The organism is Sphingomonas sp. GW821-FHT09E03 (assembly GCF_059416225.1).
This window is the reverse complement of sequence record NZ_JBWKOS010000006.1, coordinates 126,990-143,548: the sequence shown is the minus strand read 5'-3', so window position 1 is coordinate 143,548 and position 16,559 is coordinate 126,990. Positions and strand designations below refer to the sequence as shown.

Here is a 16,559-nt window from a genome sequence, read left to right as displayed (position 1 = left end):
CTGTGCTGGATGGTCCCCGCACAGGCGCAGACCTCGGCGGCGTTCAACCCACCCAAATTTACCGGCCTGGTGGTGGACGCCGCCAACGTGCTGCCGCCGCAGACCGAAGCGGATCTCACCGCCAAGCTGCAGGCGCTGCAGCGCGACACCCATCGCCAGCTGGTGGTGGCGACCATCCCCGATCTTCAGGGCCTGCCGCTGGAGGATTATGGCAACAAGCTGATCCGCAGCTGGGGTGTCGGGCTCAAGGACGTCAACAACGGCGCGATCCTGTTCATCGCGCCCAACGAGCCTGCCGGTCATCGCGGCCCGCGGATCGAGGTCGGCTACGGGCTCGAGCCGTTCCTGACCGACGCGCTGTCGAGCGTGATCATCAACCAGGACATGATCCCCAAGCTGCGCGCCGGCGATGTGCCCGGGGCGATGACCGCAGGCACCGACGCGATGATCGCGCAGCTGCGCGCCAGCCCCGACGAGGCCAAGGCGCGCACCGATGCCGCAGTCCGGGCCTTCGACAAGTCCCATCGCCGCACCGCGCAGCGTGGCGGCGGCGTCCCGATCGGGATGATCTTCTGGGGCGTGATCCTGCTGTTCGTGCTGCTGCCGCTGCTGCGCGGCCGCAAGCGTGCGGGCCCGTGGGGCCAGCGCTACCAAAGCGGCGGCGGCGGCGGCACGCTGCCGATCGTCCTGTGGTCGATCGCCAACGAGATCGGTCGCTCGGGCGGCGGTGGCGGTGGCTGGGGCGGCGGCTCCGGCGGCGGCGGTGATAGCGGCGGCTGGGGCGGCGGTGGCTTCTCCGGTGGCGGCGGCGGCTCCGGCGGCGGCGGCGGCGCCTCGGGAGGATGGTGATGCAGCTCAGCGAAGCGGATCATGCCCGGGTCACCGCCGCGGTGACCGAGGCCGAGCGCAATACTGCCGGCGAGATCGTCACGATCGTCGCCCGGCGCTCGGATTCCTACCACGACGTCGCGCTGCACTGGGCAGTGCTGGCGATGCTGCTGGTGCTGGCGCTGCTCGCCTTGTGGCCGGGCGTCGCCTATTCGCTCCACGCGCTGGTCGCCGATCCATGGGCGGGCGAACCGACGCCCGGTGCACTCTATACCGTGGCGCTGGTGCTCACCGCGATCACCTTCCTCGTCGCCCGGCTGGCGCTCGCCTGGATGCCGCTGCGCCTCGCGCTCACCCCGGGCAGCACCGAGGCGCGCCGTGTCCATGCCCGCGCGCTGACGCTGTTCCGCACCGGCGCCGAGCAGCGCACCCGCGACTCGACCGGCGTGCTGCTGTACCTCTCCCTCGACGAGCGCCGCGCCGAGATCATCGCCGATGACGCGATCCACTCGCGCGTCACCGCCGAGGTGTGGGGCGAGGCGATGGCGGCGCTGGTCGTGGCGGTACGCGACGGCCGGCCGGGCGACGGCATGGCCGCCGCTGTGGCGCAGATCGGCATCGTCCTCGCCGAGCATTTTCCGCCCCGTGCGGATGACACCAACGAGCTGCCGGACCGTTTGATCATCCTATGAGCGATACAGTCTGGGAGGGGAAATACCTCTCCGCCAAGAAGAGTGGCACCTGGGAATATGCCGAGCGCGTCGGCGACATCACCGCCGCGGTGATCGTCGCGGTCACCGGCGAGCGCGAACTGCTGCTGGTCGAGCAGTTTCGCGTGCCGGTCGGTCGCGCCTGCCTGGAGTTGCCCGCGGGCCTGGTCGGTGACGAGAGCGCCGGTGAGGCGGTCGCCGAGGCCGCACGCCGCGAGCTCGAGGAGGAGACCGGCTATCGCGCGGCGCTCGTCGAGGAGCGCGGCGAATTCTACTCGTCGCCGGGCATGACCTCGGAACGCTTCACGCTGGTGCTGGCGACCGAGCTCCAGCGGATCGGCGACGGCGGCGGCGATGCGGACGAGAAAATCACCGTGCACCGCGTGCCGCTCGCCGAGGTCGCCGACTTCGTCGCCGCCAAGCGTCGCGACGGACTGGCGATCGACGCCAAGATGCTGCTGGTGCTCGCGGGCGACCTGCTGGCAAATCTCTAGGGTGGCGGGGACGAGCGTCTCGCTCGCCCAACCTCAGCGGAAGTTGTCGGCGTAGGCCTGCAGCTTGAGCGTGCGCACCGGCGCCGGGATCACCTCGTAGTCGAGCCCCTGGGCTTCGCAGAAGGCAATCGCGGCGTCCTGGCTGGAAAAGCCCATGCGGATCTGATCGCGGGTGTCGCCGCTGCCGGCCCAGCCGGTGAGCGGATCGGGGTGCTTGGCCTCGGCAGGCTCGAACTCGAGCTGCCAATGGTCGGTCCGGTACTTGCCGGACTGCATCGCGTTCTTGGGGCGCTGGAAAATACGGGCGATAGGCATGCAGCCGTCCTTAGCGCGTCCCGCCGCCGCGCGCATCCGCCTTTTTGGTGCGCAGCGTCGCCGAGGCCGCGGCGGGATCGTCGGGCCAGGGATGCTTGGGATAGCGGCCGCGCATCTCCTTGGCGACCGCGGTCCAGCTGCCGGTCCAGAAGCCCGGCAGATCGCGGGTGGTCTGGATCGGCCGCCCGGCGGGCGAGGTGAGGCTCAGCACCAGCGGCACCCGCGCCTCGCCGATCATCGGATGCTCGGCGAGCCCGAACAGCGCCTGGACGCGCAGCTCGACGCGCGGCCCACCCTCGGCGGCATAGTCGATTGTATGGGTGCTGCCCGCGGGGCTGGTAAACTCGGCGGGCGCGAGTCGGTCGATCCGGCGCAGGTCGTCCCAGCCGACCAAGCTGCGCACGGCATCGGCCAGCGCGCCGGGGGCAATCGCATCGAGCCGGCGCTTGCCCGGCAGCAACGCCGGCAGCCATTCGTCGAGCCGGGCGAGCAGCGCGGCGTCATCGAGTGCCAGCCCGGCGTAGATGCCGCGGGTGAGCAGCGCCCGCGCGCCGGGGCTCCAAGGCAGCAAGCCGAGGCCGTGGCGGCGCACGCCCTCCAGCAGCGCCGCGGCGATCGCGTCGGGATCGGCGTTGCTGTCGGGGCCGGTGGCGAGACGCAGGCTGCCGAGTCGGCGCTCGCGCAGCGCGACCACGCCGCCGGTCGCCGGATCGAAACCGACCGTACGCCGCGTCTCGATCCGATCGGCGAACAGTCGCTCGATCAGCTCGAGGGTGAGCGGCGCCGCCGCAAGGATCCGCGCGCCCGAGGCGGCACCCTGCGTATCGGCGACCGCGAGCCATTCGGCGCGGGCCAGCGCGGTGGCGCCATCGAGCCGGAAGCCGCGACCACCGACCGAGGCCCATTGCTCACCCGAGGCGTCGCGCCGCCGCGCCACCCGATCGGGAAAGGCGAGCGCTACGCAGGCGGCAATCGCCTCGTCGGGCGTGCCGGCGAAGGCAGCGGTGCTGCGTATCTCCCGCGCCAGCCCGGCCCAGCGCTCTGCAAGCCGCCGCGCCGCCTGCGCCTTGGTGCCGCGCTCGCCGCGCCAGCGCCGCAGCCGCGCCTCGAGATCGGCGTCGTTGCCGCCGATGCCGCGCTCTGACAGCAGCACCGCGACCTGCGCGGCGGTGTCCGACAATCCCATGGCGGCGGCGCGCAGCAGCATGTGCGCGAGTCGCGGCGGCATCGGCAGCGCTGCGATCGCCCGGCCATGCGCGGTGGGGCGACCGTCGCCGTCGAGCGCGCCGAGCGTCGCCAGCCGCTCGCGCGCTTCCGCGATTGCCGCCGCCGGCGGCGGATCGATCCAGGCGAGATCGCGCGGGTCGCCGACGCCCCAGATCGCCGCCGCGAGCACCAGCGAGGAGAGATCGGCCTCGAGGATCTCGGGTGGATCGAACCGCGGCAGGCCGGCGGTCGCCGCCGCCTCCCACAAGCGATAGGCGACCCCCGGCCCCTGGCGCGCGGCGCGGCCGGCGCGCTGGATCACCGCCGCCTGGCTCGCCCGTTCCGTCACCAGCCGCGTCATCCCCGCGGCGCGATCGTAACGCGGGCGTCGCGCCAGCCCCGAATCGATCACAATCCGGATGCCGTCGAGCGTCAGGCTGGTTTCGGCGATCGAGGTCGCGAGCACCACCTTGCGCCGGCCATCGGGTTCGCGCGCGATGGCGGCGCGCTGCGCGGCGGGATCGAGGCTGCCGTGCAACTCGTGAATGACGATGTCATCGGGCAGGCCGGCGAGTCGCTCGGCGGTCCGCTCGATCTCGGCGACGCCGGGCAGGAAGGCGAGCACGCCGCCGTCCACGTCACCCAGCGCCCGCCGCACCGCTGCGGCGACCTCGTCCTCGATTCGCGCCTCCGCACGCCGGCCGATATGGCGCAGCTCGAGCGGATGGCTGCGGCCTTCGCTCTCGATCACCGGCGCAGGCGCTCCCCCTGCCCCCATCAGAGTCGCAAACCGCGCGCCGTCGAGCGTCGCCGACATCGCCACCAGCCGCAGGTCGGGCCGCCAGGCGGCCTGGGTGTCTAGCGCGAGCGCAAGGCCGAAGTCGCCGTCGAGACTGCGCTCATGCACCTCGTCGAACAGCACCGCCGTGATGCCGGCGAGCTCGGGATCGGCCTGGATCCGAGCGACGAAGATGCCCTCGGTGATCACGGTGACACGTGTCGCGGCCGAACGCTTCGAATCCATCCGCGTCGCATAGCCGATGGTCTGCCCGACCGGCTCGCCGGCGATCGCCGCCATCCGCTCGGCCGCGGCCCGCGCGGCGAGTCGCCGCGGCGACAGCAGCAGGATCTCGCCGTCGCACCACGGCTCGTCGAGCAGCGCCGGCGCGACCGCGGTGGTCTTGCCGGCGCCGGGCGGCGCCACCAGCACCGCGTTGGGCGACGCGCGTAGGGCGGCGAGCAGCTCGGGCAGAACGGCATGGATCGGCAAGGCGGCGGTCACGCGGGCGTCCTAGCAGCATCGGCGCAGGTGGCCAGCAGCCGCGACTCGTTCCTTGCTCTCGCGCTCGTCCCGCGATGACTAAGGTCTCATCATCACGTCCTAGTGTCTCACGCGCCCGACCTGCTAGGCGGACCGCGACGGAGGGACGGTTGAGCGGACATCATCACCACGGCCACGATCATGGTCATACGCACGGACACGGACACGGCCACGGCCACGCGCATGGCCATTCCCACGCACCCGCCAACTTCGATCGCGCCTTCGCGATCGGGATCACGCTCAACATCCTCTACGTGCTCGGCGAGGGCGGCGCCGGCTTCTGGACCGGCTCGGTCGCGCTGCTGGCCGATGCAGGCCACAACCTGTCGGATGTGCTCGGGCTGGCGGTGGCTTGGGGCGGCGCGGCGCTGGCACGGACCGCACCGAGCAAGCGCTTCACCTACGGCCTGAAGGGCTCGACCATCCTTGCGGCGCTGACCAACGCGCTGCTGCTGCTGGTCGCGCTCGGGGCGATCACGCTCGAAGCGGTGCAACGCTTTGCCGAGCCCTCCCCGGTGGCAGGGCTGACCGTGTCGTCGATCGCGGCGGTCGGCATCGCCGTCAACGCCTTCACCGCCTGGCTATTCGCGCGCGGCCGCCACGGCGATGTCAACATTCGCGGCGCCTATCTCCACATGCTGTCCGACGCATTGGTGTCGGCCGGGGTGGTCGTCGCTGGGCTGATCATCTGGTACACCGGCGTCACCTGGCTCGATCCGCTCGTCAGCCTGGTGATCGTCGCGCTGATCTTCGCGCAGACCTGGGGACTGCTCCGCGAGACGGTGGAGATGGCCTTGGCAGCGGTGCCGCGCAACATCGACTATGATGCCGTGACCGCGGCGCTGGAGGCGCTGCCCGGGGTCGATCGGGTCCATGACCTTCACATCTGGCCGATGTCGACCACCGAACCGGTGCTGACGGCGCATCTGGTGGTGGCCAACGGCCATCCCGGCGACGACTTTCTCGTCAACGCTCAGGCCATGCTCCACGACAGCTTCGGCATCGGTCATGCGACGCTGCAATGCGAGACCGGCGGCCACGACTGCCGCCTGCAAAGCCCCGCCAGCGTCTAGAGCAGATCGGTCGTCCTTCCGGATCGAGCCCCGGGAGGACGCAATGGAGGGGCGAGGCCGCCCCGGCCTTAATAAGCCCGCGCCACCGCGAACTCGACTGCCTGGATCATGGCATCCTTAGCCAGCCCTGCCGGGAAGCCGGCGATCGCGTCCACGGCGCGCTGACCGTAATGACGGGCGCGGGCGAGCGTGTCGTCGACCGCCCGGCTCCGCCGCACCAGATCGACTGCCAGCACGAAATCCTCGTCGGAGGCGCGGCGGCCCTCCATCGCGTCCTTCCAGAACTTGCGATCCTCGGCGCTGCCGCGGGCGTAGGCGAGGATCACCGGCAGGGTCATCTTGCCCTCGCGGAAATCGTCGCCGGCATCCTTGCCCATCGTGCCTGCATCCGAGACATAGTCGATCGCGTCGTCGACCAGCTGAAAGGCGATGCCGAGATTGCGGCCATAGGCGTCGAGCGCGGTTTCCTCGCCCTCGCCGCGCTCGGCGACCACGGCCGAGATCCGGCACGCCGCGGCGAACAGCGCCGCCGTCTTGGCGTTGATGATGTCGAGGTAGCGGTCCTCGCCGAGATCGATCCGCCGCGCCGCGGTGAGTTGGTTGACCTCGCCCTCGGCGATGATTGCCGAGGTGCTCGACAAGATCTTGAGCACCTTGAGGCTGCCGTCCTCCACCATCAGCTCGAAGCTGCGCGAGAACAGGAAATCGCCGACCAGCACGCTCGCCGGGTTACCCCAGATCAGATTGGCGGTGCGCTTGCCGCGCCTGAGGTCCGATCCATCGACGACGTCGTCGTGGAGCAGCGTCGCGGTGTGGATGAACTCCACCGCGGCGGCGAGCCGGTGATGGCGCGAGCCGGTGTAGCCGATCAGCCGCGCGCTCGCGAGCGTGAGCATCGGCCGCATCCGTTTGCCGCCCCCGGCGATCAGATGCCCGGCAAGCTCGGGGATCAGCGGGATATCGGACTGCATGCGGTCCAGGATTACCGCGTTCACCGAATTCATGTCGGTGGCGACGAGCTGGAGCATCGGCTCCAGGGACGGCTCGCGGTTGTCGAGACGGTGGATGGTAGCGGTCATCTTCGCGGGGCTCTGGCCGCTGGGCTTGGCAAAGGCAAGCCCAGGCCGCATGGGGCGGCCATTCGACGCGCGCCGCGGGAGGGCCACGATGAGTGACAATGTGCTGCAGGGGTATCGCAAGAGCATCGACAATATCGATGCCGCGCTGGTCCATCTGCTCGCCGAGCGCTTCAAGGTCACCCAGGCGGTGGGCCGCTACAAGGCCGAATCCGGGCTGCCGCCCGCCGATCCCGGCCGCGAGGAACGCCAGATCGCGCGGCTGCGCCATCTCGCCGAGGAAGCCGAGCTCGATCCCGAATTCAGCGAAAAATTCCTGCGCTTCATCATCGACGAGGTGATCCGCCACCACCAGGGCCTGCGTGGGTGATTCGCCACGCTTCATTCATCGGTGGACGGCTAGAGCGGCGCGCATGATCGCTGTTCTGTTACCTCTCATGCTTGCTGCGGCGTCGCCGGCCGCGCAGCCCGCCATTCTCGGCGTGTGGCACAATCCGAAGAATTCGGTCGCGGTGCGCACCGGCGCGTGCGGCGACAAGCTGTGCGGCTGGATCGTGCGCGCAAGCGACAAGGCCAGGAACGACGCCGCCGCCAAGGGCGCGCCACCGCTGATCGGCACCGCGCTGCTGCGCGGCTACAAGCCGAGCGGTCGCGGTCGCTGGTCGGGCCAGGTGTGGATCCCCGACATGGGGCGGGCGTTCGGCTCGACCATCACCATGGTCGACGCCAACACGCTCAACGTGAAGGGCTGCCTGATCGGCGGCCTGATCTGCAAGTCTCAGCTGTGGCGGCGCGAATGAGCCTGCTGCTCGCGATCGAAGGCGCCGATGGCGCCGGCAAGGCGACGACCGCTGCCGAGGTGGTCCGCCAACTCGAGGCGGCGGGGCTGCGCGCCGCGGTGATTTCCTTTCCGCGCTACACCGCGACCGTCGGTGGCCATGTGCTCGGCGAGTTCCTCGCCGGCACCCTGCCCCGCCCGGTGACGCCGCAGGCGGCGGCGGTGCTCTACGCGCTCGACCGGTTCGAATCGCGCGATCACATCGCCGCCGTCGCGGCCGCGAACGACGTCGTCGTGTTCGATCGTTATATCGCCTCCAACATCGTCTACCAGGCCGCCAAGGTAGCCGATGACGAGGCGGACGCGCTGATGCGCTGGATCGTCGCACTGGAGACCGGCAGTTTCGCGCTGCCGCCGCCCGATCTGTCGATCTACCTCGATACGCCGCTGGATACCGCCCGCCGCCAGATCGCGCAGAAGCAGCAACGCTCCTATACCGAACTGGTGTTCGACCAGCATGAGGCCGATCGCTCGCTGCAGGGACGGGTGCGAGATCGCTATGCCGCGCTGAGCGACACCGATCTGCTCGGCGACTGGCTGCGGGTGGGCACGTTCGATGGCGTCGCGATGCGCCCGCCGCAGGCGATTGCCGCCGAGATCGTCGCGGCGGTACTGCCGCGCCGCTAGCGGCAGCCCGGCGCTGCTGCGCCACGGCGGGACGCGCATCGCGGGTGCGGCGGTTGTGCGGTCGTCGAACCCCGCTACACCGGCGCGATGCAGCATAACAGGACGGTGGCGGAACAACGGATCCGGGCGGAACTGCTTCGCCGCGCGGTGGCGCTGGGCGAGGAACTGATGCGGCTCGCTGACGATCTAGGCTGTTCGATCGCGGGCAATCACATCAGCCAGGGTGTCGAGATGATGCGCGACCAGGCCGACCGCGCCGGCTGAGCGCAGCGGCGGTCACGTCTCGCCGATGCAGCGGACCACCAGGGCATGTCCTGCTGCGGTCAGCATCGCTCGCCTACCCAGATTGCCGGCGCGGAAGCTCGCCAGGCCCCGTGCGCCGAGCGCATCCAGCCAGCGCAGCGCCGCCGCCGGCGCTACGCATGCGGCCGCGCAGGCATCGGTATCAGCCAGGCTGCGCCCCTCGGCCTGGGCGATGAACAACGCGAGCAGGATGTCCCAGGCCGGATCCGAGAACAGATCGGTGTCCTGCCCCGCCGCCGCGTCGCGGGCGCGCCGCTGGGCAAACAGCGCGCGGGCACGATCGAGGTCGCTCGGCTCTTCGGGGCCGACGAACTGCGGCGCCACCAGTTCGCCGCGCGCCTGCGCCGCGGACAGGCGCACCTGTTCCAGCGCGGCGGCCAGCCGCTGGTAATCGTCGCGGTCGCGCTCGGGCCAGCGGAGCAACCGGGTATCGGCGGTCATCGCAGGATCCTGCTCACGTCAGCGGAGACCAATCGGGATCGGACCCGAACCGGACCCGGCGGTCGCGGTGGCGGACTGCGCCGATCAGCAGCAGCAGCAGCATCGGATAGGCAATCTTGGCACTCGCAGCGGCGTACATCCACGGCACCAGCGTCGGCTGGTAGGCCTTCACGCCATGGATCGCGATGGTGATCAGGTGCAACGAGCTGACGTAGAGCGGCCAGTAGCGGTCCGCCCGGAGCGCGATGCCGACCAGCACCGCCAGCATGACGACATCGATCGTCAGGATTACGCCATGCACCGCATAGAAGCTCTGCCGCGGCTGGAATGGCACGGCAAAGGTCGCCGCGGCGCCGAGCAGGAAGGTCGCCGCGGTCAACCGCTCCGGCGCCCCGCCGACTATCAGCGCATAGCCGCAGGCGATCACCAGCACGGCATTGAACAACAGGATGTGGATCATGGCTTGGCCTGCCAAAGGAGCAATCTAGCGGCCAAGCCATGACACCTAGGCAGCGACGCGCAAGTGACCGCCGTCGGTACCCATCGGGGCTGCCGCGGGCTTGGGTTGTTCGTCACCGAAGCTCGTTTCAAATCCGATCTGCCTGCCCACTTTCTCGACGATGCGATGCCCGGCGACGGTGTGGCCGCGCGCGGCGCCGATCGCCACCACTGCCTGGCTGAACAGCTCGAACGCCTGCTGGCCGACGATCGCCGGCAGCTGGGCGGTGTGGCGCGCCCGCGGCAGCGAGGCGAGAAGCTCGCCGCTGGTCGCGAACGCCTCGTCGAGCTGGGCCTCGAGCCGCCACAACAGATCGGCGACACTGCGGGCTGCCTCGCGGGTATTTGCGTATTCCATGACCACCCCTCCGCCCTGCTCGGGCCCCTCATCGGGTTTGTTCGCCAAGATCAGGAAAGGTGGCGGGTGACGGATTCGATCATCCCCGTGAGGATCTGGAGGCCGATCATGAGCATGCCAAAGCCGATGGCGATGCCCAGGGTAATGGCCTGGATCCAGATCAGCCGGCTGCCGATCGACAGCTCGTTGCCCGCTTGTCCCTTCCGCCGGAACGGCAACCGGATCCCCGGGGAGCGCAGCCTCGACGGCGCGTCCCCGGTTCCCCCCGGTTGCCCGACGAATGGCTCGTCCGGCGCGGCACCGGGTGCCAGCGACATGGCCGGCAAGGCTAGCCGCGCAGAATCACCCCTTATTTTATCGGGGGCGTCGTGCGGTGGAAGATCAGCGGACATCGAGGCATCGCCGGCCACGGTCGGCAGCCGGGTCGCGTCATGCTCGGCAAACCACAAGGCGGCTTCGCGGCGGTTGCGCGCGCCGAGCAGCTTGACCGCTTCGGTGATGTAGCCGTCGACCGTCGATTTCTCGATGCCGAGCTGCTCGGCAATTTCCTTGGAGCCCTTGAGCTGGCGCACGGCCTGCAGGCATTCGCGATGACGACGGCCGAGCCGGGCGAACCGCGCCGGATCGCCGGTCGGCGGTGACTCCATCGCTTGGTCCACCGGCGATGCGGAGGCGGCCCCCGGGGACGACGCACGCGTCATCCCACCAGCCCGTGATCCTGCCTCCGTCATCGCTCCCTTAGCCCCCCGCCTGTTGAGCGGGGGCTATCATGAATTGGCGACGCCGCCAAAACCCTCCGCTGCGGCACGGGACCTTGGACCACGGCACGACGGATCGAGCGGCGATGCGGCGGCACCTGGAAGGGCCGCCTGACTATCGCCGCGATCCGTTCAGGCATCCGCTGGCTTGTGCGCGGCCGATTTGTGGGTGCTGGCCTTCGCGCCTGCATCCGCTTTGGCCGCCTTGGCGCCACCGTGCTTGGCCGCGCCCTTGCCGGTGGCCTTCGCCGCCGCGGGCTTGCGCGCGCGCGGCTTGCGCTCGGGGGTCTTGTCCGCATCGGCACGGCGACGCCACAGCGGCACCGCTACCGCGGCCACCGCGCCGACCAGCAGGGTCCCGCCGAGTGCGATCAGCGAGCCGCTGATACCGGGGCGTGGCGCCGGCTTGGCAGGCTTGGCCTTCTCCTCATGATGGGTCGGGCCGGCGTGCTTCATGGCCGAATTGGGAATGTGCGACATGGATGATCCTTTCGCGACCACAACAGAGCGCGGCGCGACCGGGTTCCCTGCGCCGCCACCGACGCCGCCCGGCCGCTGCCGATCAGCCGCGCCAGGCGGCCATCGCCTTGTCATAAGTGCGTCGCTCGTGGTCGCGCTCCTCCTCGAGGCTGGCGCGCTCGGCCGCGCTCGCGCGGTCCTGCTCCTTGCGCCGTTTGGCCAGCGCCGCTTCTTCGGCGGCAAGCGCACGGTCGGCCTGGCGATGGCGCGTTTCCGCCTCCGCGAGCGCCTGCTCCGCCTTCTCCAAACCCTGGCGGCTCGGTTTAGGCATTGGCAGCGGTGCCGATGCCGGTGCCGGTGCCGGCCTGGCAGGGGCGGCCTCACCCTCGCCGACCGGCTCGGCCGCGCGCCTCTTTGGTCGCGACGGCGGCAGCGCCGCGATCTGCTCGGCGGCGGTCCCGCGCGACAGCTTCACCACCACGCCCGGGGTTGCCAGCGGCGCCGCGGTCAGCGCCGGATCGGTCACCAGCTCGGCCGCGCCGCGGGCAAACAGGTCCTTGGCGCTGCCCCATGCCGCCAGTGCCGCCTTCTGGCTGGGTGCCGCGACATAGGCGTCATGGAACCCGATCGGGGTGCGATAGACCTTTAGCTGGCGCGGCATCCCCGCCTTCTAGGCGGCGGACGGCGGCAGCGTCCACCGGCAGCGACGGCGACAAACACGCAGACGTTGACGACCCTCGGCTTCGTCCCGCAGCGGAACAGCGCGATTTACCCCCCTCGCCAAGCGGCGCGCCGCCGCTAAGCTGTTAGCCGCCACCTCGACAGCCGGGAAAGGAGATGACGTGAGACGACAGACGATCGCCGCCAAGCTGATCCTCGCCTGTGCAGGCCTCGCCGGGATCCTTGCCGCAAGTCTGCCGGCACACAGCCCCCGCGCCACCTTCGCGGCGGCTCCTCGCTCACCTGCGCAGCCCAGTCCGGCCACGACGCAGCCGGTCGTCGTCCCCGCCGCGCCGGCGCCGCTTCCTCACCCCACCGCCGAGCCGCTGATGGTCAAGCGCGTGCTCGATATTGGCCCGATCAAGTTCGGCGACTTCACCTGGGACGAGGCAGGCGTGCCCGCCGGACCGCTGATCATCACCGTCGATCTCGCCGCGCAGACGCTCTCGGTGTTCCGCAACGGCTATGAGATCGGCGCCACCGCGATCCTCTATGGCGCGGACGACAAGCCGACCCCGCTCGGCACCTTCCCGATCACCCAGAAGGACGCGCATCACGTCTCCAACCTCTACGATGCGCCGATGCCGTACATGCTGCGCCTGACCAACGATGGCGTCTCGATCCACGGCAGCAAGGTGGAATGGGGCTATGCCACCCATGGCTGCATCGGCGTACCGCTTGCCTTCGCGCAAAAGCTGTTCGGCGAAGCACGGCTGGGCGACCGGGTGATCATCACCCGCGGCAAATCGCTGGCCACCGGCGGTGCGCTGACCAGCTGAATGCGACGGTTCAGCCAATTCGCTTGATCAAGGTTGGTTAATCCGTGCGTTGACGCCCGCGTTGATAATTTCTTACCTTCTCGCTGCCATGCACCCGCTACCCACCAGTGATCTGCGGCCAGATCGCACGTGTGCCGCATGATGGGGGAGAACGGAACTGCCATGATCGACGTCTCGCTTGAAGCCGACCGGCTTGCCACGCTGGTGGAATATGAGATCCTCGATACGCCGCCCGAGCCGCAATATGACGCCATCGTCGGTGCCGCGGCCTATCGCACCGGCGCCCCCATCTCCACCATCACCCTGGTCGACGACGATCGCCAGTGGTTCAAGGCACGGATCGGGCTCGAGGCAGACGAAACGCCGATCGAGCAGAGCTTCTGCGCGCATGCGATCCAGGGCGACGATCTGTTCATCGTCGCCGATGCTACCGCCGATCCGCGCTTCCAGGATTTTGCCAATGTCACCGGCGAGCCCAACATCCGCTTCTATGCCGGCGCACCGCTGCGGATGGACAATGGCGTATGCATCGGCACCTTGTGCGTGATCGATGTCGAGCCGCGCGCTGGGCTCGATGAAGACGAGCAGGCCGCGTTGCGCGATCTCGCCCGGCGCACGGTCGCGGCGTTCGAGATGCGCCGCGAGATGCGCCATCACCGCGCCGCGACGGTAGAGGCGATGCTGCACGGCGGCGAGATCGGCGACCACGATCTCCCCTGGCTGGAGCGGGCCAGCGAGCATCTGATCCAGGCCGCCGCGGCCCTCGACCAGGTCAATGCCACCGCGCCGCTCGCCCGGCTTGAGGAAGTGATCGATCAGATCGACCGGCTTCGCCTCGCCCGCCGCTGAATGCCGGCAACCTCCTGAAACACGGGCGACATCGCTTAACCGCGCCGCCGCCCTTCCCCCGCCGCTAACCCCTTGCTAAGGCCCGCGGCGACATTCGCATTCGCCTAGAGCGTTCACGCGCGCCCGCGCGGCCCCATGCCGCCTCCCCGAGCGCCTTGAGCCAGGAACCAGAAGGGAAAGCACATGACCGCGATCGGCCAGGACAACCTCAACGCTCGCACGACGCTCAGCGTCGGCAGCAAGAGCTACGATTATTACAGCCTCGCCAAGGCTGCCGAGAAGTACGGCGATATCAGCCGCCTGCCCTTCTCGATGAAGGTGCTGCTCGAGAACATGCTCCGCTTCGAAGATGGCGTCACCGTCACCGAGGCCGACATCCAGGCGGTGGTCGACTGGCAGAAGGAGCGCCGCAGCGACCGCGAGATCCAGTATCGCCCCGCGCGCGTGCTGATGCAGGATTTCACCGGCGTGCCCTGCGTTGTCGATCTCGCCGCGATGCGCGATGCGATCACCAAGCTCGGCGGCGACCCGGCCAAGATCAACCCGCAGGTCCCCGTCCACCTCGTCATCGATCACTCGGTGATGGTCGACGAGTTCGGCACGCCCAAGGCGTTCGAGGACAATGTCGATCTCGAATATCAGCGCAACGCCGAGCGCTATGAGTTCCTCAAATGGGGCTCCAAGGCACTCGACAACTTCCAGGTCGTTCCTCCCGGCACCGGCATCTGCCACCAGGTCAACCTCGAATATGTCAGCCAGGCGATCTGGTCGTCGGTCGAGACCGGCGACAACGCCAAGGGCGGCAACGCCATCGCTTACCCGGACACGCTGGTCGGCACCGACAGCCACACCACCATGGTCAACGGCCTCGGCGTGCTCGGCTGGGGCGTCGGCGGCATCGAGGCGGAAGCGGCGATGCTCGGCCAGCCGGTCAGCATGCTGATCCCCGAGGTGGTCGGCTTCAAGCTCACCGGCGCGCTTGCCGAGGGCATCACCGCGACCGATCTGGTGCTCACCGTCACCCAGATGCTCCGCGCCAAGGGCGTGGTCGGCCGCTTCGTCGAGTTCTTCGGCCCGGGCCTCGCCTCGATGACGCTCGCCGATCGTGCGACCATCGCCAACATGGCGCCCGAATATGGCGCCACCTGCGGCTTCTTCCCGATCGACGACAAGACCATGGACTATATGCGCCTCACCGCGCGCTCGACCGAGACGGTCGAGCTGGTCGAGGCCTATGCCAAGGCGAACGGCTTCTGGCGCCACGACGGCGCCGAGGATCCGGTGTTCACCGACACGCTCGAGCTCGACATGGGCAGCGTCACCGCCAGCCTCGCCGGCCCCAAGCGTCCGCAGGACCGCGTCAGCCTCGGCAAGGTGGACGAGGTGTTCAACGGCGATCTGTTCAAGATCTACCACAAGGAGCGCCCCGAGCGCACCGCGGTCGAGAGCCGCGACCATGACATCGGCGATGGCGACGTGGTGATCGCCGCGATCACCTCGTGCACCAACACCTCCAATCCCTCGGTGCTGGTCGCCGCGGGCCTGGTCGCGCGCAAGGCCAATGCGCTCGGCCTCAAGCCCAAGCCCTGGGTGAAGACGTCGCTGGCGCCGGGCAGCCAAGTCGTCACCGACTATCTCAACAAGGCCGGGCTCAGCGCCGATCTCGACGCTTTGGGCTTCAACCTGGTCGGCTATGGCTGCACCACCTGCATCGGCAATTCGGGCCCGCTCGCGCCTGCCATCTCGGCGGCGATCAACGGCAACGACATCGTCGCCGCCTCGGTGCTGTCGGGTAACCGCAACTTCGAGGGCCGCGTCTCGCCGGACGTGCGCGCCAACTTCCTCGCCTCGCCGCCGCTGGTCGTTGCCTATGCGCTGAAGGGCACCGTCACCACCGACATGATCGAGACCCCGCTCGGCCAGGGTACCGACGGGCAGGACGTCTACCTCAAGGACGTGTGGCCGACCAACCAGGAGATCGCCGACGTGATGGCGGCGAACATCGACGACGAGATGTTCCGCAGCCGCTACGGCAACGTCTATGCCGGCGACCGCCACTGGCAGGGCATCACCGTCACCGCCTCGGACACCTACAGCTGGCCGACCAGCTCGACCTACATCCACAACCCGCCCTATTTCGAGGGCATGTCGATGACGCCGGCGCCGGTGAACGACATCATCGAGGCCAAGCCGCTGGCGATCCTCGGCGATTCGATCACCACCGACCACATCTCGCCGGCCGGCAGCATTAAGGCGGACAGCCCGGCGGGCTCGTTCCTCCAGGAGCGCCAGGTCAGCAAGTCGGATTTCAACAGCTACGGCGCACGCCGCGGCAACGACGAGGTCATGGTCCGCGGCACCTTCGCCAACATCCGCATCAAGAACGAGATGGTCCCCGGCATCGAGGGCGGCATGACCAAATATGACGGCGAGACCATGGCGATCTATGACGCCGCGATGCGCCACAAGGCGGACGGCACCCCGCTCGTTATCGTCGCCGGCAAGGAATATGGCACCGGCTCGTCGCGCGACTGGGCGGCCAAGGGCACCAACCTGCTCGGCGTCCGCGCCGTGATCACCGAAAGCTTCGAGCGCATCCACCGCTCGAACCTGGTCGGCATGGGCGTGCTGCCGCTGCAGTTTGCCGATGGCATCACCCGCGAGACGCTGAAGCTCGACGGCTCGGAGACCTTCACCATCACCAACGTCGCCGGCCTGCGCCCGCGCCAGGCGGTGACGGTGACCCTCACCCGCGCCGACGGCACCACCGAAACCTTTGAGACCCGCTGCCGGATCGATACCGTCAACGAGCTCGAATATTTCCTCAACGGCGGCATCCTCCAGTACGTGCTGCGCAACCTGGCTGCCTGATCGGCGACGCAACGAACAACAGAGGGGGAGGGGTT

The 16,559-nt window shown here is 69.3% G+C and carries 20 protein-coding genes; 11 read left to right on the top strand and 9 right to left on the bottom strand.

The window, feature by feature from the left end; genetic code table 11:
* Positions 1-9 precede the first annotated feature (9 nt).
* The 3 genes from AC07M8_RS14265 to AC07M8_RS14255 are packed head-to-tail and all read left to right on the top strand — an operon-like array spanning position 10 to position 2,032.
* Positions 10-849 (top strand): TPM domain-containing protein, encoded by an 840-nt coding sequence (locus AC07M8_RS14265; RefSeq protein ID WP_495175011.1) that lies wholly within the window; start codon positions 10-12, stop codon positions 847-849.
* A complete protein-coding gene (locus AC07M8_RS14260; RefSeq protein ID WP_495174989.1) occupies positions 849-1,520 on the top strand; it encodes a TPM domain-containing protein in 672 nt (223 codons plus the stop codon). Before AC07M8_RS14265 ends, AC07M8_RS14260 begins: the two co-directional genes overlap by 1 nt.
* Positions 1,517-2,032 carry an NUDIX hydrolase gene (locus AC07M8_RS14255; protein ID WP_495174988.1) on the top strand — a complete coding sequence of 172 codons (516 nt, stop codon included), beginning with the start codon at positions 1,517-1,519 and terminating at the stop codon, positions 2,030-2,032. Before AC07M8_RS14260 ends, AC07M8_RS14255 begins: the two co-directional genes overlap by 4 nt.
* A gap of 33 nt (positions 2,033-2,065) precedes the next feature.
* On the opposite strand, the gene AC07M8_RS14250 is transcribed toward AC07M8_RS14255, so the two are convergent.
* Complete coding sequence (locus AC07M8_RS14250) at positions 2,066-2,347, bottom strand: ETC complex I subunit (protein WP_495174987.1); 282 nt, start codon at positions 2,345-2,347, stop codon at positions 2,066-2,068.
* A gap of 10 nt (positions 2,348-2,357) precedes the next feature.
* On the bottom strand, positions 2,358-4,835 hold the full coding sequence (hrpB, locus tag AC07M8_RS14245) for an ATP-dependent helicase HrpB (protein WP_495174986.1): 2,478 nt from the start codon (positions 4,833-4,835) through the stop codon (positions 2,358-2,360).
* A gap of 149 nt (positions 4,836-4,984) precedes the next feature.
* Between hrpB and AC07M8_RS14240 the strand changes: the two genes are divergently transcribed.
* Entirely contained in the window at positions 4,985-5,947 is a 963-nt protein-coding gene (locus AC07M8_RS14240; protein WP_495174985.1) for a cation diffusion facilitator family transporter, read from the top strand.
* Positions 5,948-6,015: 68 nt separating this feature from the next.
* Here AC07M8_RS14240 and AC07M8_RS14235 read toward each other — a convergent pair whose 3' ends face one another.
* Positions 6,016-7,026 (bottom strand): polyprenyl synthetase family protein, encoded by a 1,011-nt coding sequence (locus AC07M8_RS14235; protein WP_495174984.1) that lies wholly within the window; start codon positions 7,024-7,026, stop codon positions 6,016-6,018.
* Between the two features lie 88 nt (positions 7,027-7,114).
* On the opposite strand from AC07M8_RS14235, the gene AC07M8_RS14230 reads away from it, so the two are divergent.
* The 4 genes from AC07M8_RS14230 (at position 7,115) to AC07M8_RS14215 (ending at position 8,752) form a co-directional block, all read left to right on the top strand.
* Positions 7,115-7,393 carry a chorismate mutase gene (locus AC07M8_RS14230; protein WP_267394666.1) on the top strand — a complete coding sequence of 93 codons (279 nt, stop codon included), beginning with the start codon at positions 7,115-7,117 and terminating at the stop codon, positions 7,391-7,393.
* 67 nt (positions 7,394-7,460) lie between these two features.
* Positions 7,461-7,823 carry a DUF2147 domain-containing protein gene (locus tag AC07M8_RS14225; protein WP_495174983.1) on the top strand — a complete coding sequence of 121 codons (363 nt, stop codon included), beginning with the start codon at positions 7,461-7,463 and terminating at the stop codon, positions 7,821-7,823.
* Positions 7,820-8,488 carry a nucleoside/nucleotide kinase family protein gene (locus tag AC07M8_RS14220; protein WP_495174982.1) on the top strand — a complete coding sequence of 223 codons (669 nt, stop codon included), beginning with the start codon at positions 7,820-7,822 and terminating at the stop codon, positions 8,486-8,488. Before AC07M8_RS14225 ends, AC07M8_RS14220 begins: the two co-directional genes overlap by 4 nt.
* 87 nt (positions 8,489-8,575) lie before the next feature.
* Positions 8,576-8,752, top strand: coding sequence for a hypothetical protein (locus tag AC07M8_RS14215; protein ID WP_495174981.1), 177 nt, complete (start codon positions 8,576-8,578; stop codon positions 8,750-8,752).
* A gap of 12 nt (positions 8,753-8,764) precedes the next feature.
* On the opposite strand, the gene AC07M8_RS14210 is transcribed toward AC07M8_RS14215, so the two are convergent.
* From AC07M8_RS14210 to AC07M8_RS14185, 6 genes are all read right to left on the bottom strand, one after another.
* Positions 8,765-9,232 (bottom strand): hypothetical protein, encoded by a 468-nt coding sequence (locus AC07M8_RS14210; protein ID WP_495174980.1) that lies wholly within the window; start codon positions 9,230-9,232, stop codon positions 8,765-8,767.
* Between the two features lie 13 nt (positions 9,233-9,245).
* Positions 9,246-9,692: a hypothetical protein gene (locus AC07M8_RS14205; protein ID WP_495174979.1), complete on the bottom strand. Its 447-nt coding sequence runs from the start codon at positions 9,690-9,692 to the stop codon at positions 9,246-9,248.
* A 45-nt stretch (positions 9,693-9,737) separates the two neighbouring features.
* Positions 9,738-10,088 carry a hypothetical protein gene (locus AC07M8_RS14200; RefSeq protein WP_495174978.1) on the bottom strand — a complete coding sequence of 117 codons (351 nt, stop codon included), beginning with the start codon at positions 10,086-10,088 and terminating at the stop codon, positions 9,738-9,740.
* A gap of 50 nt (positions 10,089-10,138) precedes the next feature.
* Positions 10,139-10,747 (bottom strand): LuxR C-terminal-related transcriptional regulator, encoded by a 609-nt coding sequence (locus tag AC07M8_RS14195; protein ID WP_495174977.1) that lies wholly within the window; start codon positions 10,745-10,747, stop codon positions 10,139-10,141.
* Between the two features lie 231 nt (positions 10,748-10,978).
* A complete protein-coding gene (locus AC07M8_RS14190; protein WP_495174976.1) occupies positions 10,979-11,326 on the bottom strand; it encodes a hypothetical protein in 348 nt (115 codons plus the stop codon).
* 82 nt (positions 11,327-11,408) lie between these two features.
* A complete protein-coding gene (locus AC07M8_RS14185) occupies positions 11,409-11,966 on the bottom strand; it encodes a hypothetical protein (protein ID WP_495174975.1) in 558 nt (185 codons plus the stop codon).
* A 181-nt stretch (positions 11,967-12,147) separates the two neighbouring features.
* Here AC07M8_RS14185 and AC07M8_RS14180 point away from each other — a divergent pair, with 181 nt between their 5' ends.
* From AC07M8_RS14180 to acnA, 3 genes are all read left to right on the top strand, one after another.
* A complete protein-coding gene (locus tag AC07M8_RS14180) occupies positions 12,148-12,804 on the top strand; it encodes a L,D-transpeptidase family protein (RefSeq protein WP_495174974.1) in 657 nt (218 codons plus the stop codon).
* Positions 12,805-12,966: 162 nt separating this feature from the next.
* The gene (locus AC07M8_RS14175) at positions 12,967-13,653 is read left to right on the top strand and encodes a GAF domain-containing protein (protein ID WP_495174973.1); all 687 of its coding nucleotides are present in this window, start codon (positions 12,967-12,969) and stop codon (positions 13,651-13,653) included.
* Positions 13,654-13,836: 183 nt separating this feature from the next.
* A complete protein-coding gene (acnA, locus tag AC07M8_RS14170) occupies positions 13,837-16,524 on the top strand; it encodes an aconitate hydratase AcnA (protein ID WP_495174972.1) in 2,688 nt (895 codons plus the stop codon).
* The last annotated feature ends 35 nt before the right edge of the window (positions 16,525-16,559 follow it).